The organism is Amycolatopsis sp. NPDC048633 (assembly GCF_040650695.1).
Classification (GTDB): domain Bacteria; phylum Actinomycetota; class Actinomycetes; order Mycobacteriales; family Pseudonocardiaceae; genus Amycolatopsis.
This window is the reverse complement of sequence record NZ_JBEZHS010000002.1, coordinates 337,319-356,540: the sequence shown is the minus strand read 5'-3', so window position 1 is coordinate 356,540 and position 19,222 is coordinate 337,319. Positions and strand designations below refer to the sequence as shown.

Genomic DNA, 19,222 nt, shown 5'->3' with positions numbered 1-19,222 from the left:
ACCGGCTAAGCGCCGTGCTCTCCGGCCAGTGCCCGATAAACCGGCCGGAGCAGCTCGGCAACGTCTTCGCCGCCCGCCGTGATCGCCAGCGGCGGGGCCTGGTCCAGCACCGCGTCGAACGGCGTTCGCGGCCCGTGCAACGGCGCCGCGCCGCCCAGGCCCGGGGCCGGACCGCAGTCGAAGAAGGTGTCCATGACTTCGGTCAGGGCCGGAGATCTGTCGTCGGGATCGAGCGGCTCGGCGGAGATGAGCCGGTTCTTCAGCTCCTCCAGCAGCGTTTCACGGTTCCGGCCGCGCAGAGCGAGGATGGTGAACGGATCTTCGCCGACCTGCGCCACGAGCGCGGAGAACACGGCGTTCAGGTGGCCGCACGGCACCTCGGCATCCAGGCAGGTGCAGTCCAGTGACACCTCCCGCGCCGACGACGGTAACAGCGGCAGCCGGACCGCCTTGAAGATCTGTTCGACGTCACGGGGCAGCTCGCCGCGGAGCAGCAGGACCGTGGCCGACGCTTTCGCGGCGAGGGCGTGCGTGATCGCCGCCCAGTCCGATTTCCCGAACGCCGTCATTCCGATGCGCACCTGGTAAGGCCGGCTGTCGTGCACTTCGGCGTCGACGCGCCCGGCGCCGACCGCCAAGGACACGACGCGCCCCTGGCCCTTCGCGGGCAGGAGGACGCCGATCGCCGTCAGCGCCCGGATGAACCGGGTCGACCACCACGGGAGCGGCTCAGTCATCGATCGCGTCCTCCCCCAGGGCGAGCACCCCGCGCAGCGCGTCCGTGGACAGTTCGGTGAGCCAGCTTTCGCCCTCGCCGACGACCAAGCCCGCGAGCGCGCGCTTCTTGGTGATCAGGGTGTCGATGCGGTCCTCGATGGTGCCCGGGCAGACGAACTTCCGGACCTGGACATTACGTCCCTGCCCGATCCGGAACGCCCGGTCGGTGGCCTGGTTCTCCACGGCCGGGTTCCACCAGCGGTCCAGGTGCAGGACCTGGCTGGCGGCGGTCAGCGTGAGCCCGGAACCGCCTGCTTTGAGTGAGAGCAGGAGAATCCGCGGCCCGTCGCCGGCCTGGAAGCGGTCCACGATCGCGTCTCGCGCCCCTTTTGCCAGGCCACCGTGCAAAAACGCGACTTCCGTGCCGAGCCGGTCCGACAGGTGGGGCACGAGCAGGTGGCCGAATTCGGTGTACTGCGTGAAGCACAGCACCCGATCGCCCGACGCCAGGATTTCCGCCAGGATCTCTTCGAGACGGCTGACCTTGCCGGAGCGGTGCCCGATCGGGGAACCGTCGTGCAGCAGGTGCGCGGGGTGGTTGCAGACCTGCTTGAGCTTCGTGATCGCGGCGAGGATGTTGCCCCGGCGCTTGATGCCCTGGCTGTTCTCGATCTTCTTCATCATCTCGTCGACGATCGCGCGGTACAGCGTGCCCTGTTCGCGGGTGAGCCGGTATTCCTGCCGGATTTCGATCTTTTCCGGGAGCTCGGGGACGATCGCGGGGTCCGTCTTCACCCGGCGCAGCAGGTACGGCTGGGTGAGCCGGCGCAGCGCGGCGGCCGTGGTGGTGTCGCCGCCGCGCTCGATCGGGGCCGCGAACCGTTGCCGGAACTCGAACCGGCTGCCAAGCAGCCCGGGGTTGAGCAGGTCCAGCACCGACCACAGGTCCGCCAGCCGGTTTTCCACCGGGGTGCCGGTCAGCGCGAGCCGGTGCCCGGCCGTGAACCGCCGCACCGCCTTGGCCGTCGCGGTGTCGGCGTTCTTGATGGCGTGCGCTTCGTCGAGCACCAGGCGTCGCCAGGCAAACTTCTCCAGTTCCTCCGCGTCACGGGCAGCGGTGGCGTAGGTCGTGACGACGAGGTCGGCCGCGGCGACCTGCTCGGCGAGCACGTCCCCGTGCGCGCGGGCGCTGCCGTGGTGGGCGTGGACCCGCAGGCCCGGGGCGAAGTTCGCCGCCTCCCGCTGCCACATGCCGACCAGGGACATCGGGCACAGCACCAACGTCGGCCCGCGATCGTCGGCTGCCCGCTCGACGGCTTCGAGCGCCAGCGTCTGGACGGTCTTGCCGAGGCCCATGTCGTCGGCCAGGCACGCACCGAGCCCCAGCGCCGACATGAAAGCCAGCCAGGCGACCCCCCGCTGCTGATACGGGCGCAACGTGGCCCGGAACGACGGCGGCAGCTCGACCGGCCGCAGCGCCTGGTGGACCCGCCCGGCCAGGACGTCCCCGACCCAGCCGCCGGCGCTGACGCCGGTGACCGGGAGCGGCGCGTCCCGCCCGGAGTGGACGAGCTCCAGCAGCTCGGCCGCGGTGGGGCGCTGGGGCTGCCGGTGCGGGTCGCGGCGCAGGAACTCGAGACCGGCGCGGAGCCGGTCGGCGTCGACGCTGATCCACCGGCCCCGCAGCCGCACCAGCGGGGTCTTCGCGGCGACGAGCCTGGCCAGCTCCTCCTCGCCGATTTCGGTGTCGCCCACCGCGATCGACCAGCGGAACGTCGCCAGCTCGTCGCGACCCACCCGGCTGCGGGCCACGACCTGCTCCGACGGCGTGCTGCGGACGGACAGCCGCAGCCCGAGCCGGCGCCTGCCGTCCCAGGTGGCCGGCAGCTGCGCTTCGAACCCGGCCTCGACCAGCCGGGTCGCGCCCGAGGTGAGGAACCGTTCGGCTTCCTCGACGGTCAGGTCGTACTCGGACGGCTGGGTCCGGCGCAACGCCGGCGCCAGCATCGGTTCCACCAGCGCGGCCCGGCCCAGCTCGGCGACAAACAGCCCTTTCGGGTCCCTGACCAGCCCGTGCGCCTCGCCCGACCAGATCTGCCCCGCCGACAGCAGCAGGCTCGGATCGGCCGTCGCCCGCAGGAGGAACTGCAGCTGCCACTTGGTGCCGTCACCGGTCTGGTCGTCGGGATCGTCCGCGTCCGGCTGACGCAGGGTGCCGACTTCGGCCAGCCGGAAGCACGCCCGGCCGTCGACGACGTCGGTATCAGCGACCTCGTCCCACTTCGCGACGGCGTCGGCCACGACACCGAGCTCACCCAGCGGCAGGTCGACGCGGGCCACGCCGCCCTGCAACGCGGACAGCCACACCCCGGCCGCGCCCTTGCTCCCGCGCACGTCGACGGGCGGATCCGCCCGCGCCAGCCGGTCCCGGACCACCGCGTCGACCAGGGTGTGGAGTGCATCGGTGACGAGCGCGCGCGGCGACGCCCCGGTGAGCGGCGCGATCTGCTCCGCCCGCCCGACCGGCGGCATGGCCGCCACCAGTGCGTCGAACGCGACGAAATCCACGCCCTGGAGCACCGGGCGCCACCGGGCCTCCGCCGCGTCGCCCTGGCGGACCAGCGTCGGCAGCACCCGCCCGCGCCGCACCAGATCCGCGGCCAGGCGGGCCACCGACCGCAGGTAGGTGACCGAAGCGCCGTACGAGGCCGAGTCGTCGAGGTCGTCCAGCTCGGTCGCGTCCACGACCAACGCCGGCACCGACCACGGCCGCAACGACGGCGCCGGGCCACGCCGCTGCCCGCCCGCCGCCTCGGAGGAGGCGAGCGGCCGGTTCACCCGCGACGGCAGCAGCAACGTCACCGACGTCGGCTTGCCGGGATGCAGCGCGGTCAAGCTCGCACTGGAGACCGCGAACGGATGCGGAAGCGCGATCCGCGCCGAACGACTCGACGTGCCGGCCGGGCCCCGGTCGTGCTCTGCCCAGAGCAGCAGACCCCGGCCCGGAGACCACAGGGCGTGCACCATGGGCAAGGTCTGGGGCTCCTTCGTCCGATCCGGGTTCCCCGCAGATCGTCGCACGGCGGGCGCGCGGGTCGCCGCGGCCCGTCCGGCGGGACAGCTAGTCCAGGGCCTTGTCGAACAGTTCGTCCGCGTTCGGGGTGGGTACCTCGTCCAGGGCGTCGTCACTGCGTTCCCGGACGAACAGCGAGCACACCAGCCCCAGCCCGAGCGCCGCGGCGATGATCGCGAACACGACCGACACGCCGGCGTGGTCGGCCACCGCGCCCAGGACCGGGGTGAAGAACCCGCCGAGGGTCGTGGACAGCCCGAGGGTGATTCCGCTGGCCGTCCCGATGTGCCGCGGCAGGTAGGCGTGCGACAGGGTCACGTGCAGGGCGAAGGGGAGGAACAACGCCCAGCCCAGGACGCCGGCGGCGATGATGACGACGACCACGTTCGGTGCGAAGAGGATCGCTCCGGCGCCGAGGGCGGCCAGGAAGTAGCCGATCCGCATGATGATCCGCCGTCCGTACCGGTCGGCGAGGACCCCACCGGTCAGCGTGCCCACGGCGCCGGCGGCGGGCAGCACGGTCAAGGCGACCGAGGCCGTCGCGGTGGAGACACCGAACTCCTGGATCGAGTGGAGCGCCACGAACGACGTGGTGCCGATGTAGGCGATGGACCAGAACGAGACGACGACCATCAGCCACGCGAAGGGGCCCCAGGCGTCGCGTGCCGCCGGTGCCGTCGCCGCGGCCCGCTCGGCGTGCGCCGACGCCGGGGCGACGCCGGCCGGGGACCGGCGGGCGGCGTGGACCAGCAGGTAGACCGCGGCGATGGCGATCGTGGGGATCAGCAGCAGCGGCGTCGCGTTCAGGCCGGCCACTCCGACGGTGACGCCGACGGCCAGCGGCGCCAGCGCGACGCCGACGTTGCCGCCGACGGAGAAGACGCTCATCGACCGGTTCGTCCCGCCACCGGCTTCTCTGGCCGCCATCGTGGCCGGCGGGTGATAGGCGGCGACGCCGATGCCCGAGACGGCCACGACCACCCAGGTCAGCCAGTAGCTTCCCGACGTCAGACCCGCGGCCGCCACTCCCGCCGCGGCGACGAAAAGCCCGATCAGCAGCAGCGGGCGCAGGGAGAACCGGTCGCAGAGGTAGCCGAACAGCGGCTGGCTGATGCTCGACAGCGAGGTCGCGGCCAGGGTGATGCCGGCCGCCGCCGCATAGTCGTAGTGGCGCTCGGACACGAGATAGGGCAGCAGTGCTGCCACCGCGCCGGTCTGGAAGTCGTTCATGGTGTGCGTGCTCACCAACGACCAGAATTTCCCGCGAGACCGTTGAATCGTCATCGTCGCGGCGCTCGCATTTCGTGCGAAACGATCCTCATGAACCCGTCTCCTCGATCATCGACAACCCCCGCGCCGACCGTACTCCTCAGACAAGTAGACGTGTCAAGCGAGAATCCGCGCGCCTGTCGCTTCGAGTAGGGTGGCGGCGAGACCTCAGACAACTGGAGGAGTGGTCGATGGCGCAGACCGTCCAGCGGCACCCCCTCGCCGCCCAGGCCGCCGAAGTCCTGCTCTCGCGGATCAAGGCCGGCGAGTGGCCGCTGGGACACAAGCTCCCGGGCGAGACGACCCTCGCGGTGCAACTCGGAGTGGGACGATCGACGCTGCGCGAGGCGATCCGCGAGCTCGCCGGCAAGGGGGTGCTCGATCCCCGGCAAGGGGCCGGCGTCTTCGTCACCGCCGTCGACGTCGTCGAAGACTGGGAGTCGAAGCTGAGGCGGGCGTCGATCGTGTCGGTCATCGAAGCCCGCGTGGCGATCGAGGCCGAAGCCGCCGCGCTCGCCGCGCAGCGGCGCACCCCCGCCGACGTGCGCGCCCTGCGCCGGGCCCTGGCTCAGCGGGTCGTGGCCGGGCAGACCCCCGAGGAGCACGTCGACGCCGACATGGTCCTGCACCGCGCGGTCGTGACCGCCGCCCGGAACGACGTGCTGCTCGAGCTGTTCGACGGCTTCGTCCCGCGGGTGCGCACAGCGATGATCGACATGCTCAAGCTCAAGCCGGTCGCCTCACCGGAGACCGACCAGGCCGCGCACGCGGCTCTCGTGCAGGCCATCGCGGACCGGCAGCCGCGCGAGGCGGCCGAGACGAGCCGGACTCACCTCTCCGCCTTGAAGGCGGCCCTGGGATAACCCACGTTCGCCAAGCCTCAGCCGGCGAGCCGCCGCAGGTGCAGGTCGATCAGCTCGATGGCCTCTTCGCCGCTTCGGTGGCCGAGGAGGACCGCGTCCGCGAGACCCCCGGTCAGTGCGAGAAGCAGGTCCGCTTCACGGGCGGCATCGAGGCCGGACAGGCTGTGTTCGGCTTCGACGAGAGCCGCGAGCGCGGCGCGCAAGTGTTCATAGCCGGTCCGGAACCAGGCGGCGATCTCGTCGTCCTTGAACGCGCGCCACACGAAAGCGTTGGCCACCAACGCTTCCGTCCGGCTCTCGGCGTCGAGGGGCAGCAGCGCCACCAAGACCGCCCGCAGATCGGGAGGCGCGCCCGCGGTCCCGGCGACGACCTGGCGCTCGACCTGGTCGCGCAGCGTCCGCACCGCGTAGCGCAGCATCGCGTCCTTGGTCGGGAAGTAGTGCTGGACCTGCCCCTTGGAGATGCCCGCGGCGGCCGCGACCTGGCCCAGGCTGACCGCCTCGAGGCCCTCGTCGGCGGCGATGCGGCGGAGGGTCTCCGCGATCCGTCGCCGGCGTTCCTCGTGATCGACGACCTTCGGCACCCGCCCACCCTTTCCAATACGGTCGGATTGCAAAACTCCCGAACCTTCTTTACAATCCGATCGTATCGCAAAACGAAGGGGGCCGACGTGAAGCTGGGCCGATTCGCCTCTCCCCAAGCCGAGAGGGAGTACGACGCCGTCTACGAACGCGGGCTCGCCGCCCTCCCGGCGCCGACCGGCCAGCACGACATCCCGACCGCCTTCGGGACCGCGCGGGTCTACCGGTTCGGCTCGGGACCGGCGATCCCCGCCGTGCTGCTGCCGGGCCGCGCCGGCACCGCGGTCATGTGGCAGCCGAACCTCCCGGCGTGGTCGCGGCGCGGCCCCGTCTACGCGATCGACCTGCTCGGCGAGCCGGGCCGCAGCACCCAGACCACACCGATCCGCGACGGCGCCGACCAGGCCGCCTGGCTCACCGAGATCCTCGACGCGCTCGGGCACGAAACCGTTCACCTCATCGGGTACTCCTTCGGTGGGTGGCTCGCCGCCAACTACGCCGCGCGCGCGGGCAAGGAGCTGGCGTCCCTGACCCTGATCGACCCGGTCCGCACCTTCGCCGAACTCCCGGTGGCCATGCTCTTCCGCACCACTCTCGCGCTGGTCCCCGGCGTCAGTCACTGGGGACGACCGGCCTTCGTACGGTGGATCTCCGGCGGTGCCGAGGTCGCGCCGGACGACCCGGTCGCCACGGTCATCGAGGCCGGCATGCGCACCTACCGCATCGGCCTGCCCACGCCGGAACTCCTGACCGACGACCAACTTCGCTCGATCGGGATTCCCGTCCTCGCGCTGATCGCCGGCAACAGCGTGATCCACGACGCCGCCAAGGCGGGCACCCGCGCTCGGGCCCTGCTGCCGGACGCGCGCGTCGAAGTCTGGCCCGGTGCGACCCACGCCATCGCCGGAGAGTCCGCCGCCGCGGTCAACGAGCGGGTGCTGACGTTCCTCGACGAAGTGGACCGCGACCCGGGAGCACCGCGGTGATCGCGCTCCTGCTCTGGGACGCCGGGTTGCCTCTCGCCGCCTACTACGGGCTGCGGCTCGCCGGGCAGAGCGAGCAGGTTTCCCTGCTGGCCGGCGCCCTGTTCGCCGCGGCGCGCCTGGTCTTCGTCGCGGTGAAGCGGCGGTCCTTCGACGGGTTCGCCGCCTTGCTCGCCGCGGTCCTCGCGATCGGCCTGGCGCTGTCCCTGGTGACCGGCGACATCAGGTTCATCCTGGTGAAGGAGTCCTTCGGCACCGGAGCCGCCGCGATCGTGGTGCTCGCCAGCTGCTTCACCCGGGCGCCGCTGATCTTGACCGCGGTGCGGGCCGGTTCCGGCGAGGCCAAGCGCGCCCGCATCGACCGGCTTTGCGCGGAGGCCCCGGGGTTCGCCGCGTCCTTCCGGCTCATGTCGGCCGTCTGGGGCATCGGCCTGCTCGCCGAGGCCCTGGCCCGGGTTCCCCTGGTCTACCTGGTGTCCCCGGACATCATGGCGGCGCTCAGCACGGTCCTGCTCCTCGCGACGATCGGCGCGCTCTCGCTCTGGACCGCCTGGTACGCGAACCGCCGGCAAGCCCTCACCGGTCCGGAGTCCGCGGCGGCGGCGCGGTCAGCAGGGCCGTGATGCCGTCGACCAGGATTTCGCCGGTCTCGGCCCAGCCGGGGATGCCGGACCGGTCCCCCGCCTCGGCCAGTTCGGCTTCCCGCTCGGCGCAGGTGTGGACGATGGCGTGCCGGGCCATCGCCGAACGGGTGAGGATCGCGGGGTCGGCGGGATCCCCGGCGTGCGCGGCCACCGCGAGCATCGCGCGCTGCATCACCGGCGTCGAGGTCGTGACCGACAGCGCCGGCCCGCGCAGCACCGGGTCGCTGACGACGTGGGCGGCGAAGCGGGCGTAGTAGCTGGGGACACCCAAGTTCGCGAGGTGCAGGGTCGTGGGCAGCACCAGCGCGGCCACGTGGTCACGCAACGCCGTCGACCCTTCGGCCGCGTCCACCATCGTGGCCCGGATGCGGTCCATCTCCTCACCGTGCTCGCGCAGCACGGCGAGGATCACCTCCTCCATGGTGCCGACGTGGTAGGCGACCGCGGAGTTGTTGGCCTGCCCGGCTTCCTGCCCGAGCCGCCGGCTCGACACCTGGGCGACGCCGTCCTCGGCGATGAGCCGTTCCGCCGTCGCCAGCAGCCGGGCCCGGGTGGCCGCCGACCTCCCGCCCGTCACCACCGCACCAGGACCTGGTCGATCCCGCCGACGATCAGACCTTGCCGGGCACGCAGGTCCGTGGCGTCCCCGACGAGCTCCAGCGTGGGCAGGCGCCGCAGCAGCACCTCGAGGACGGTCTGCAGCTCGACTCGCGCGAGCTGCTGGCCGACGCACGAATGCGGGCCGACGCCGAAGGCCAGGTGCGGGTTGGGCCGCCGGGCGAGGTCCATGTCGCCGGCGCCGTCGAACGCGGCGGTGTCGCGGTTGCCCGAGGCCATGCTGCACACCACGGTCGTGCCGCGCGGCAGGGTGGTGCCCCCGACCACGGTCTCTTCCGAGACGTAGCGCGGCATCCCGAAGCCGGGGTTGGCGTCGAACCGCAGTGCCTCCTCGACGGCCGACGGCACCAGCGACGGGTCGGCCAGCAGCCGCTCCCAGCGGTGCTCGCGGTCCGCCAGCAGCATCGCGACCATCTTGCCGATCATGTTCGCGGTGGTTTCGTGGCCGGCGATGAGCAGGCCCTGCCCGGTCATGACCAGCTCGGTCGCGGTCAGGTCGGCGGCGAGGTCGCTCAGCAGGTCGTTACCGGGCGCGGATCGCTTGGTGGCGACCAGTTCCGTCATGTACTCGGAGAACTCCCGGCCCGACCGGTCGATCTCGTCCTGGGTGAACCGGGTCATGTTCAGCATCGTGTCCGACCAGTGCGCGAAGCGGCCCCGGTCGTCCCGCGGCACGCCGAGCAGGTCGCAGATCACGAACACCGGCAGCGGGAACCCCAGCGCGGGACCGATGTTGGCGGGCCCACCGGCCTCGACCAGGTCGGTGATCAGCTGCTCGGCCAGCTCCGCCATCGCCGGCCGCAACGCCTGCACCCGCTTGACGGTGAACGCTTTCCCGACCAGCCGCCGCCAGCGCCGGTGCCCGGGACCGCCGAGCATCGACGCTTCCGGCTCGTCCGCGTCCGCTGCCGCCGCGCCGCCGGTCGACGACGACGGCCGGCTGAACACCCCGCCGTCGTCACTGTCGGAGACGCGGGACGCGTCATCGGCGTCGAGCTGACGGCTGAACCGCGGGTCCGACAGCATCTCCCGGACGTCGTCGTAACGGGTCAGCAGCAGCGCTTCGTCGCCGCTGGCCAGTTCGATGCGCGCCACCGGGCACCGCGCCCGCAGCCGCTCCCACTCCGGCGGCGGCTCCAGCGCGCTGGGGTTCGGGAACGGGTAGGGCGGCAGTCCCGCCAGTACCGCAGCCGGGTCGTCGCCTGCGTGCGCTCGGTCGTCGGACATGTCGGCCAGCCTAGGTAAGACGGTTGACTTAATCAAGACATCCGTCTTAATCTCGGCCGGCCCACTCCTCGGATCGGAGGGCTCATGCGTGGACTGCCCGGCAAGAGCATCGTCATCGCCGGTGGCGCGAGCGGGATCGGCGCGGCCACCGCCGCCCGGCTCGCCGGGGAAGGCGCCCGCGTCGTCGTCGGGGACATCGACGTCGACGGCGCCCGAGCCACCGTCGAGTCGATCACCGCCGCCGGGGGCGACGCCGTCGCGGTCGAGTTCGACCTCGCCGACGAGACGTCCGTCGAGCGGCTGATCCAGAGCGCCGTCGACCGGACCGGCCGGCTCGACGGCGTCTTCAACGTCGGCGCCGATCTCTCCCCCGCCACGCTCGGCAACGACGTCGCGCTCGACGGCATGGACGCGGCGATCTGGCGCCGCACGTTCGAGGTGAACCTGATCGGCTTCGCCCACAGCTGCCGGCTGGCCGTCCCGCACCTGCTCGCCGCGGGCGGCGGCGCGATCGTCAACACGTCGTCCGCCGCGGCCTTCGTCGGCGAGGCCGTCCGCCTGGCCTACGCGGCGTCCAAGGCGGGCGTGAACGCGCTGACCCGCCACGTCGCGTCGCGGTGGGGCACGGAAGGGATCCGCTGCAACGGCGTGTCGCCCGGGATGGTGCTCTCCGAGACGGCGCTGGCCACGATGAGCGAGGAGTTCCGGGCGGCCGGGCTCGCCGGCAACCGCAGCACCCGCCTCGGCCGTCCCGCCGACCTCGCCGCGGCGGCGGCGTTCCTCCTCAGCGACGACGCAGAGTGGGTGAACGGCCAGACCTGGTCCATCGACGGCGGCGGCAGCCTGCACGACTGAGCCTGGGCCCGGCGTCCCCAGTGGACAGTCCCGCGGCGGTCCGCCCGACCGTCCACACTGGCCGATTCAGCCGGACTCGGTGAAGTCGGTCGACGCGGCCACCTCGGTGACGACGTCCAGGAGCGAGTGCAGTGCGGCGGAGTCGTTGCCGGCCGACCAGACGAGCTCGGTCGAGACGCGTTCTCCGGTGATCGGCACGAACACCACGCCGGTGCGGCGGAGGTTGCCGGCCGACCGGGCGAGCCGCGTGATCCCGACCCCGGCCGCGACGAGGCCGAGCAGCGCTTGGACGCTCGCGTCCCGGTGGACCACGTCCGGGGTGAACCCGGCCGCCTGGAAAGAGCTGTCGAACGCCTGGTGCCACGGTTCCCACGAACTGCGCGGGGTCAGCACCCAGCGTTCACCGGCCAGCTCGGCGAGGGTCACCTCGGCGCGACCGGCCAGCGGATGCCCCTCGGGCAGCACCGCGCACACCGGTTCGCTCACGAGCGTCCGGGTCCGCAGGTCGTCCACGAGCGGCGGCCGGCTGAACGCGACGTCGTAGCGGCCTTTCCGCAGCCCCTCCACCAACAGGGAGATCGTCGTCTCCTCCGTGGTCAGCCGGAGGTCCGGGAGCCGCTGCCGGACGGCCCGCACCACGGGCGGCAGCAGGTGGTTCGTCGTGGTCGCCAGGAAGGCGAGGCAGAGGCTGCCGGCTTCGCCGCGGGCGGCCCGGGCCACCACGTCGAACGCTTCGTCGGCTCGGGCGAGCACCGCACGGGCCTCGGGGAGGAACAACGTGCCGATCGCGGTCAGGCTGGTGCCCCGGGTGTCACGGTCGAGGAGCTTCACGCCGAGCATGCGTTCCAGCAGGGTCATCTGCTGGGACAGCGACTGCTGGCTGATCACGAGCCGTTCGGCGGCGCGGGTGTAGCTGGACTCCTCCGCGACAGCGACGAAATACCTCAGCTGCCGAAGATCAGGGCTCACAAGAAAAGCTTACAACCACGACAGGTAACCGGTGTTGGACGGCACGGCGGTCCCGAGACGACCATCGAACTCGGTAAGCACCAACGTGAAAGGCATGGGAATGACGAACGCAACACCGGCCCGCGTCTGGCTGATCTCGGGCTGTTCGAGCGGCTTCGGCCGGGAGCTCGTCCGGGCCGCGCTGGCCGCCGGTGACCGGGTGATGGCCACCGCGCGCCGTCCGGAGACCCTCGCGGACCTCGCGCGGGCCGGGGGTGACCGGATCAGCACGGTGGCGATGGACGTCACCGACCCGGCATCGATCCACGCCGCCGTCGAGGCGACGCTGGCCGTGTTCGGCTGCATCGACGTCCTGGTGAACAACGCCGGGGTCAGCGTGATCGGTGCCGTCGAGGAAACCTCGGTCGAGCACCTGCGCGACATGTTCGACGTCAACTACTTCGGTGCGGTGCGGCTGACCCAGGCCGTCCTGCCGGTGCTGCGCGACCAGGGGAACGGGACGATCGTGGTGATGAGCTCCCTCGGCGGGGTGATGACCTTCCCGGGCCTGGGCGGCTACAACGCCACCAAGCACGCGCTCGAAGCGCTGGGCGAGGCGCTGTCGCTCGAGCTGACCCCGCTGGGCATCCGGGTCCTGGTGGTGGAACCGGGGATGTTCCGCACCCAGTTCAGCACCAGTCTGCAGTGGACACCCGAGAACCCGGCCTACGACGCGACGTCGGGAGAGCTGCGGCGGATGGTCAAGGGCGTCGTGGGCCAGGAGGCGAACGACCCGGCGAAGGGCGCCGCGGCGATCCTCGAGGTGCTCGACGCCGAGAACCCGCCGCTGCACTTCCTGCTCGGGGAAGACGCGGTCGACGGGCTGCGCGACCACCACGAGGCCCTGCTGGCCGACGTCACCACCTGGGAGACGCTCAGCCGTTCGACCACGGCTTCCTGACCGGCCCCGGTCCTGCCTCCAGCAGCCGGAGGATCTCCTCGGCGATCACCTCGGGTTCGGTGACCGGCACGTAGTGACCGGAGCGTTCGGCGATCACGTGCCGGCCACCCGTCACCGCCGCGCGGTGGGCGTGCGACGCCGTGGCCGCCGCGCGCATCGCCTGGTTCATCCCGCTCCCGGGGAGTGCGCCCGAGATCACCGTGACCGGGAAACCACCCGGATCCGGCGGGCTGTCGCGCCAGGGTGGCCAGCTCGTCGAGGAACGTGCGGGCCTGCTCGCGTTGCGTACGGATCACACCGGGCCCGAACGCCTCGCGGCGCAGGTCTTCGCGGACGTCGTCCGGAGTGCCGCGCAGCAAGCCGCGGAAGACGACCTTCAGCAGGCCGAGGCGGGCGAGCACCGTGCCCGCGCCGATCGCCAGGCGCTCCGCGCGGCGGAACGACTGTCCGAAGAGGACATCCGCGGCCTCGTCGGTCGGGTCGACGAGCACCAGTCCGGCGATCCGGTCCGGGTCCGCGGCGGCCGCGAGGCGCGCGATCGGGCCGCCGGCACTGTGCCCGACCAGGACGAACGGGCCCGGCGCGAAGTGGTCGAGGACGCTGCCCTGGTCGTCGGCCATCCGCCGCAGGGTGCGGCCGTGCGGGTCGGGGGCGCTGCGGCCGAGACCCGAGCGGTCGTAGACGATCGCCCGGGCGTGCCGGGCGACCGCGGGCTGCACGGCGGCCCACGACGACCGGGTAGCGGCGGCGCCGGCCTCGAAGACCACCGCCGGTCCACCGGTGGGGCCCAGGATCATCGCGTGCAGCCTGCGCCCGTCCGGCGTCGGCACCCATTCCGTGGTGCCCTGGGTGTGCGTCATGACCGAGCCGGCCTCTCCAGCAGGGGCAGTGTCCGGTCCCAGCCCAGGCAGGCGTCGGTCCGGCTGAGGTCGCGGCGAGGTGGCGCGACCTTGCCCTCGATCCCGTCCACCACTCCCCTGTTCGGATAGCCTTGCCTAATTTAGCGGCCGGGCCGCCGCCCACCACCCTCGAAAGGCGGTGATCCACCCCACCGCCGCGAAGGCCGGATCATCGGCGCTGTCCGGTGATCGATCCGGCGATAGAATGGCCTGCTCGCGCACAGCACCCGTTCCGATGCTCTTCCCCAGCTCCACCTGGCTCTTCCGCACGGAGATCCACGACGAAGGAGTTCGCATGGACAAGGTGTTCAGTCGTCGCATCGCTCTGGTCACCGGAGCGGGCCTCGCCGCCGGCCTCACGGTGCCGGGCGTCGCCCAGGCCGGCGGGACCGACCGCGTCGGGTTCACCCTGGACGCGCGGACGCTCGACGGCGGCGAACAGGTCACCTCGATCACCCTCGGCACGTCCCGGTTCGGGCCGATCGACCCGGCCAGCCTGACGACCGGCACGTTCAGCGTGCACGCGAAAGCCACCAGCCCGATCGGCACCGGCGGCCAAGACGTCGGCTACGACCTCGACCGGCCGGTGACCGCCGCGCGGCTCGACCGCCGCGGCGACATCGTCCTCGAACTGAGCCACGGCGAAGGCCAGACCGGCGGCGGCACCCTCGGCTACCTCACCAGCAAGAGCCGCAACGTTCAGCTCGACCTCATCTACACCGTCACGCAGAACGCCCCGGTCCGCCTGCGCCACGGCCGGCCGCTCTCGATCGCGCGGTTCACGCAGGGCCGGCTGGCCAACCCCGAGGTCGACGCCTTCAGCTACCACTCTTCGCGCTCCGGGATGAAGTACCGGCTGTACTCCCCCGACTCACGACGCGGCCGTCGGCCCCTGATCGTCTGGCTGCACGGCGGCGGTGAAGGCGCTTCCTTGCCTGACAACTACTACGACAACGAGACCACGCTGCGCGCCAATCGCGGCGCATTGGGCTTCGCCACCCGGGAAGCCCAAACGATCTTCGACGGCGCGTACGTCGTCGCCCCGCAAAGCACGTCCGCGTGGATGGACGACGGCCCCCGCTTCGCCCCGCTCATCAACGAGATCATCCGTGACGTCCTCCGCACCCGGCCCGTCGATTCGGGCCGCGTCTACGTCGCCGGCTGCAGCAACGGCGGCTACATGAGCCTGAAGATGACCACGGTCTACCCCGGAACGTTCGCCGCGTCCGTGCCGATCTGCGGCGTCGTCGCCGCCCGGGAGGAGGGTGGCCCGCCGCTGATCCCCGACGCCGAGCTGACCGCGATCCGCACTCCGACCTGGCTGGTCGCCTCCCGCGACGACGACACGGTGGATCCGCAGGCCAACACCGTCCACGCGCACGAGCTCATCCCCCGTTCGTCGTTGACGCTCTACGACCACGTCGTCCGGGACGGCCACCAGTTCCCCGGCCACTGGTCGTGGATCTACGTCGCCCGCAACGACCCGAGCATCGGCGGCACCCACGTCTGGCAGTGGATGGCGGGGAAGAGGCGATGACGCTCACCGACGACGAAAAGCAGATGGTGGCCGTGGTGGCGGAGTTCGTCGACGAACGGGTCCGCCCCCGCGTCCGCGACTTCGAAGCCGACGACATCTACCCCGCCGAGCTCATCGACGAGATGAAGAAGCTCGGCTTCTTCGGGCTCCTCGTGCCCGCCGAGTACGGTGGCGTCGACGTCAGCACCGCCTGTTTCGCCCGCGTCACCGAGGAACTCGCGCGCGGCTGGATGAGCCTCGCCGGCGCGATCGGCGGCCACTCCGTCATCACCTACCTCATCAAGACCTTCGGCACCCCCGAACAGCGCGAAAAGTACCTGCCGCGGATGGCCGAAGGCGCCATCCGCGCGACCATGGCGCTGACCGAACCCGGTGGCGGCAGCGACCTCCAAGCCATGCGGACGTACGCCACACCCGACGGCGACGGCTACTCGATCACCGGCTCCAAGACCTGGATCTCCAACGCCGCCCACTCCGGGATCATCGGCCTGCTCTGCATCACCGGCCGCGACGCGAAACCCGCCCACCGCGGGATGAGCGTCCTGCTCGTCGAACCCGGCGACGGCCTCACCATCTCGAAGAAACTCTCCAAACTCGGTTACCGCGGGGTCGAGGCGTGCGAGATCGTCTTCGACGAACGCCGGGTGGGACCCGAAGCCGTCCTCGGCGGCACTCCGAACGAGGGCTGGGCGCAGATGATGCGCGGCCTCGAAGTCGGGCGCGTCCAGGTCGCCGCCCGCGCTCTCGGCGTCGGCCAAGCCGCTCTCGACGACGCCGTGAAGTACGCCCAGGAACGCGAATCCTTCGGCAAACCCATCTGGCAGCACCAGTCCGTCGGCAACCTGCTCGCCGACATGGCAACCAAGCTGCGCGCCGCCCGGCTGCTCACTCTCGACGCCGCCGAGAAGCTCGATGCCGGCGAACGCGCCGACATGGAAGCCGGGATGGCGAAACTGTTCGCCTCCGAAACCGCCATGCAGGTCGCTCTCGACGCCCTCCGCGTCCACGGCGGTTACGGCTACTCCAAGGAGTACGACGTCGAACGCTACTTCCGCGACGCACCACTGATGATCGTCGGCGAAGGCACCAACGAGATCCAGCGCAACGTCATCGCCGCCCAGCTCATCGCCCGCCACAAGATCTGAGGAGCGAGTGATGGAGCAGTGGGCTCCGCACACCGTCACCACCCGGGAGCTGGTCGATCCGGCGCCGGTCGCCGCGCTGGCCGCCCTCTTCGACGACGGCCTGCCCGCCCCGCGGCCGGGCGAGGACCTGCCGCCGCTGTGGCACTGGGTCGCCCTCCCCCGCTGGCCCGGCTCCTCGGAGCTGGGGCCGGACGGGCACCCCGCCCGCGGCGCGTTCCTGCCCCCGGTCGACCTGCCGCGCCGGATGTTCGCCGGCGGCGAGGTGGTCTTCCACCGCTCGGTGCAGGTGGGCGAGACCGTCACGCGCGAGTCCGTGGTCGAGTCGGTGACGGAGAAGCACGGGCGCTCCGGCCGGTTCGTGCTCGTCGTCGTCCGCACCCGGCTGTCCGGTGCGGACGGTGACCTCCGGCTGGAAGAGCGGCAGGACCTGATCTACCGCGAACGCGGCGTGGCGACCGCGCCGGCCCCGGTCCCCGCCGGCGTGACGCCGGTGGGCGCCCCGTTCCGCCGTGCCGACGCGGGTGTCCGGGACTTCGCCACCGACCCGACGCTGCTCATGCGCTTCTCCGCCGCCACCGCGAACCCGCACCGCATCCACTACGACTGGCCGTACACCACCGGCACCGAGGGCTACCCCGGCCTGGTCGTGCACGGCCCCCTGATGACCCTGGCCTCGGCCGAAGTGCTGAGGCTCGACGGGCACCCGGGGAGCGTCGCCCGGCTGGCCCACCGCAACCGGGCGCCGCTGTTCTGCGGCGAGCGGGCCCGCCTGCACCGGCGGCCGGGCGGCGTCGAGCTGACCGGCCCCGACGGCGAGCCGCGCACGAGCCTGACCGTCGAACTTCCCGAGGCAGGCACTCCGCGGGGCTCGTTCGAGAGGGTGTGACCGCGGGTCGCCACCACATGGGCGGGCTGTGCTCCGCCGTGTGGCTCAATCCGTCGGTTTCCTTCCGGCTTGTGGCAGGACGGTGTTAGTTTCCGTCCGTCATCCGCTGCCCCGAGCGAGGTGGTCCCGATAACCGTGACACCGCACACGGACAAGTTCGCCGCCTGCCTGCGCATGTTGAAGGACCGCAGCGGGCAGGGCTACGAACGGCTCGGCCGGCAGGCCGGGGCCAGCGGCTCCAGCCTGCACCGGTACTGCTCCGGCAAGAGCGTCCCCGCCGACTACCGCGTGGTCCACTCGTTCGCCAAGGTCTGTGGCGCGTCCGCGGAGGAACTGCGCGAACTGCACCAGCTGTGGGCCCTGGCCGATGCCGCCCGGGTCGACGAGGCGCCGCCGGAGCACGCCGAGACCTCGCCGCCGGTCGCCGCCACGAGCGCGCCGCCACGCAGGCGCTGGTACGCGGCGCTGGCCATCGCGATCGTGGTCCTGCTGGCGGGCGGACTGGTCTGGGTCACCGCCGACGGGTCCGAACCGGACAGCGGCCGGTACGCCGACCGGATGCTGTTCTCCCCGGCCTGCCAGCCGCCGGTGAGCATGGGCCAGCACGACGAGTGCGTCACCGAGGTGCAGAACCTGCTGGTCGCGGCCCAAGGGCGGCTCTCGGTCGACGGCTCGTTCGGCCCCGAGACGCTGCGCCGCGTCACCGCGTTCCAGATCATGGCCGGCCTGCCCGCCCGCGGCGTGGTCGACGAGGCCACCAAGAACGCGCTGTACGACCACCGGGCCAGCCTGGCGGGCTGGTCGGCGGCCATGGTGGAGCAGCGGGTCCGGGCCGTGTTCACCGAGGCGCCGGACACCGCGGTCGCGATCGCCCGCTGCGCCTCGTTCCTCGATCCCCTGTGGGTGCTGCCGAACACGAACGGCAGCCGCAACTGGGGGATCTTCCAGATCTCCGACGCCCGCCTGCTGGACCTGGGCGGCACGCCGCGGCAGGCGTTCGACCCGGTCTGGAACATCGACGCGGCGCACCGCCTGTGGAGCGCGCACCACGACTTCCACGACTGGCCGTCCTGCTCGGCGGCCCTGCAGAACCCGCAGTCGCACTGAGCTCGGCCAGGGCGAAGCCCGCGCCCTCCGAGGTTGGCGGCCCCGGGGAGTGGGCCGAGGACGCGGGCTTCGCGGCACGGTCCGGGAGTCGCTGACGCCGGAAACCCCCGAGGGCGGGGTTTCCGGCGTCAGACCCCCAGTCGCCGGTCAGACTGTCCCGTTCTCCCACCACCACGCGCGGCCGAGGTCGGCCCGGCTGTCCACGTGCTGGTGGTCGGTGTTGTAGGTCTCCAGGCCGGAGAACCCGCTGGTCTCGGCCTTCTGGTAGACGGTCTTGTTGGCCACGCCCGGCACGTCCAGGTCGGCCGCGGTGCCGTACATGTGCATGCTGTCGCTGGCGCCGCCGATCTCCGCGTTGTGCGCGATGCTGCGGAACCCGGAGTTCACCGTGATCGCCTTGTTCCCCAGCTTCTTGCGCACCGCCTCCAGCTTGTACATGCAGCGGCGGGCGTTCTCCTTGGCGGTGGCCGCGCTGACCTTGCCGCCGTTGAAGGTGCCGCTCACCCGGTCGGTGAACTCGCTGAAGTTGAAGTGCACGGTGGACCCGTCGCTCTGCTCCAGCGCGTTGAGCGCGGCCTGGGTGGCCGGGCCGGCCTCGCCGTCCACGCCCAGGCCGTAGGCCGCCTGGAACCGGCGGACCGCCGCCGCCGTGCCGGCACCGAACTCGCCGTCGATCGAAACCCGGCTGTGGCTCGCCGAGTCGGCCGCCCAGCCCGCCACCCGGATCTGGAGCTCGGTGACGTCGGCACCGGTGCTGCCTTGCGCAAGCGTGCGGGACCACGGGTAGGCCTGGGCGGTGCCCGACAGCAGCAGCGGGCTGACCGCCGCGGCCGCGCCGAGCACCACCGCGCCGCGGAGCATCGTGCGGCGGCTCATGGGGAGTCTCATTCTCGTCCTTTCCTAACGGG

Annotated in this window: 18 protein-coding genes and 1 pseudogene; 9 read left to right on the top strand and 10 right to left on the bottom strand. The window is 72.0% G+C overall.

Annotation, left to right across the window (positions count from 1 at the left end; translation table 11 throughout):
• Positions 1-5: 5 nt before the first annotated feature.
• The 3 genes from AB0C38_RS08170 to AB0C38_RS08160 all read right to left on the bottom strand — a co-directional run bounded on the left by AB0C38_RS08170 (position 6) and on the right by AB0C38_RS08160 (position 5,035).
• Entirely contained in the window at positions 6-737 is a 732-nt protein-coding gene (locus AB0C38_RS08170) for a hypothetical protein (protein WP_360668473.1), read from the bottom strand.
• Positions 730-3,744: a DEAD/DEAH box helicase gene (locus tag AB0C38_RS08165; protein ID WP_360668708.1), complete on the bottom strand. Its 3,015-nt coding sequence runs from the start codon at positions 3,742-3,744 to the stop codon at positions 730-732. Before AB0C38_RS08165 ends, AB0C38_RS08170 begins: the two co-directional genes overlap by 8 nt.
• Before the next feature lie 94 nt (positions 3,745-3,838).
• Positions 3,839-5,035 (bottom strand): MFS transporter, encoded by a 1,197-nt coding sequence (locus AB0C38_RS08160; RefSeq protein WP_360668471.1) that lies wholly within the window; start codon positions 5,033-5,035, stop codon positions 3,839-3,841.
• Between the two features lie 215 nt (positions 5,036-5,250).
• Here AB0C38_RS08160 and AB0C38_RS08155 point away from each other — a divergent pair, with 215 nt between their 5' ends.
• Positions 5,251-5,922, top strand: a complete 672-nt coding sequence (locus AB0C38_RS08155) for an FCD domain-containing protein (protein ID WP_360668468.1) — start codon at positions 5,251-5,253, stop codon at positions 5,920-5,922.
• Between the two features lie 17 nt (positions 5,923-5,939).
• On the opposite strand, the gene AB0C38_RS08150 is transcribed toward AB0C38_RS08155, so the two are convergent.
• Entirely contained in the window at positions 5,940-6,506 is a 567-nt protein-coding gene (locus AB0C38_RS08150; protein WP_360668465.1) for a TetR/AcrR family transcriptional regulator, read from the bottom strand.
• Positions 6,507-6,593: 87 nt separating this feature from the next.
• Between AB0C38_RS08150 and AB0C38_RS08145 the strand changes: the two genes are divergently transcribed.
• Positions 6,594-7,490 (top strand): alpha/beta hydrolase, encoded by an 897-nt coding sequence (locus tag AB0C38_RS08145; protein WP_360668463.1) that lies wholly within the window; start codon positions 6,594-6,596, stop codon positions 7,488-7,490.
• Positions 7,487-8,110: a VC0807 family protein gene (locus tag AB0C38_RS08140; protein WP_360668460.1), complete on the top strand. Its 624-nt coding sequence runs from the start codon at positions 7,487-7,489 to the stop codon at positions 8,108-8,110. Before AB0C38_RS08145 ends, AB0C38_RS08140 begins: the two co-directional genes overlap by 4 nt.
• On the opposite strand, the gene AB0C38_RS08135 is transcribed toward AB0C38_RS08140, so the two are convergent.
• Both AB0C38_RS08135 and AB0C38_RS08130 read right to left on the bottom strand, forming a co-directional pair.
• The gene (locus tag AB0C38_RS08135) at positions 8,064-8,708 is read right to left on the bottom strand and encodes a TetR family transcriptional regulator (RefSeq protein ID WP_360668457.1); all 645 of its coding nucleotides are present in this window, start codon (positions 8,706-8,708) and stop codon (positions 8,064-8,066) included. The genes AB0C38_RS08140 and AB0C38_RS08135 overlap by 47 nt on opposite strands.
• The gene (locus AB0C38_RS08130; protein ID WP_360668453.1) at positions 8,705-9,976 is read right to left on the bottom strand and encodes a cytochrome P450; all 1,272 of its coding nucleotides are present in this window, start codon (positions 9,974-9,976) and stop codon (positions 8,705-8,707) included. The genes AB0C38_RS08135 and AB0C38_RS08130 overlap by 4 nt, the downstream gene beginning before the upstream one ends.
• A gap of 84 nt (positions 9,977-10,060) precedes the next feature.
• On the opposite strand from AB0C38_RS08130, the gene AB0C38_RS08125 reads away from it, so the two are divergent.
• A complete protein-coding gene (locus AB0C38_RS08125; RefSeq protein WP_360668450.1) occupies positions 10,061-10,831 on the top strand; it encodes an SDR family oxidoreductase in 771 nt (256 codons plus the stop codon).
• A 66-nt stretch (positions 10,832-10,897) separates the two neighbouring features.
• Here the strand turns inward: AB0C38_RS08125 and AB0C38_RS08120 are convergent, their stop codons facing one another.
• Complete coding sequence (locus AB0C38_RS08120; protein WP_360668448.1) at positions 10,898-11,800, bottom strand: LysR family transcriptional regulator; 903 nt, start codon at positions 11,798-11,800, stop codon at positions 10,898-10,900.
• A 94-nt stretch (positions 11,801-11,894) separates the two neighbouring features.
• On the opposite strand from AB0C38_RS08120, the gene AB0C38_RS08115 reads away from it, so the two are divergent.
• On the top strand, positions 11,895-12,740 hold the full coding sequence (locus AB0C38_RS08115; protein ID WP_360668445.1) for an oxidoreductase: 846 nt from the start codon (positions 11,895-11,897) through the stop codon (positions 12,738-12,740).
• Here the strand turns inward: AB0C38_RS08115 and AB0C38_RS08110 are convergent.
• Positions 12,715-12,909, bottom strand: a complete 195-nt coding sequence (locus AB0C38_RS08110) for a hypothetical protein (protein ID WP_360668721.1) — start codon at positions 12,907-12,909, stop codon at positions 12,715-12,717. The two genes, AB0C38_RS08115 and AB0C38_RS08110, sit on opposite strands and share 26 nt — an antisense overlap.
• A gap of 136 nt (positions 12,910-13,045) precedes the next feature.
• Positions 13,046-13,537, bottom strand: a pseudogene (locus AB0C38_RS08105) (alpha/beta fold hydrolase); the annotation flags it as partial.
• Positions 13,538-13,934: 397 nt separating this feature from the next.
• On the opposite strand from AB0C38_RS08105, the gene AB0C38_RS08100 reads away from it, so the two are divergent.
• The 4 genes from AB0C38_RS08100 (at position 13,935) to AB0C38_RS08085 (ending at position 18,314) form a co-directional block, all read left to right on the top strand.
• The gene (locus AB0C38_RS08100; protein WP_360668442.1) at positions 13,935-15,176 is read left to right on the top strand and encodes a PHB depolymerase family esterase; all 1,242 of its coding nucleotides are present in this window, start codon (positions 13,935-13,937) and stop codon (positions 15,174-15,176) included.
• On the top strand, positions 15,173-16,321 hold the full coding sequence (locus tag AB0C38_RS08095) for an acyl-CoA dehydrogenase family protein (protein WP_360668440.1): 1,149 nt from the start codon (positions 15,173-15,175) through the stop codon (positions 16,319-16,321). The genes AB0C38_RS08100 and AB0C38_RS08095 overlap by 4 nt, the downstream gene beginning before the upstream one ends.
• Positions 16,322-16,331: 10 nt before the next feature.
• Positions 16,332-17,207 carry a MaoC family dehydratase N-terminal domain-containing protein gene (locus tag AB0C38_RS08090; RefSeq protein ID WP_360668438.1) on the top strand — a complete coding sequence of 292 codons (876 nt, stop codon included), beginning with the start codon at positions 16,332-16,334 and terminating at the stop codon, positions 17,205-17,207.
• Positions 17,208-17,342: 135 nt separating this feature from the next.
• On the top strand, positions 17,343-18,314 hold the full coding sequence (locus AB0C38_RS08085) for a helix-turn-helix domain-containing protein (protein WP_360668436.1): 972 nt from the start codon (positions 17,343-17,345) through the stop codon (positions 18,312-18,314).
• Positions 18,315-18,461: 147 nt separating this feature from the next.
• On the opposite strand, the gene AB0C38_RS08080 is transcribed toward AB0C38_RS08085, so the two are convergent.
• Positions 18,462-19,202 (bottom strand): D-Ala-D-Ala carboxypeptidase family metallohydrolase, encoded by a 741-nt coding sequence (locus AB0C38_RS08080; protein WP_360668433.1) that lies wholly within the window; start codon positions 19,200-19,202, stop codon positions 18,462-18,464.
• Positions 19,203-19,222: the final 20 nt, after the last annotated feature.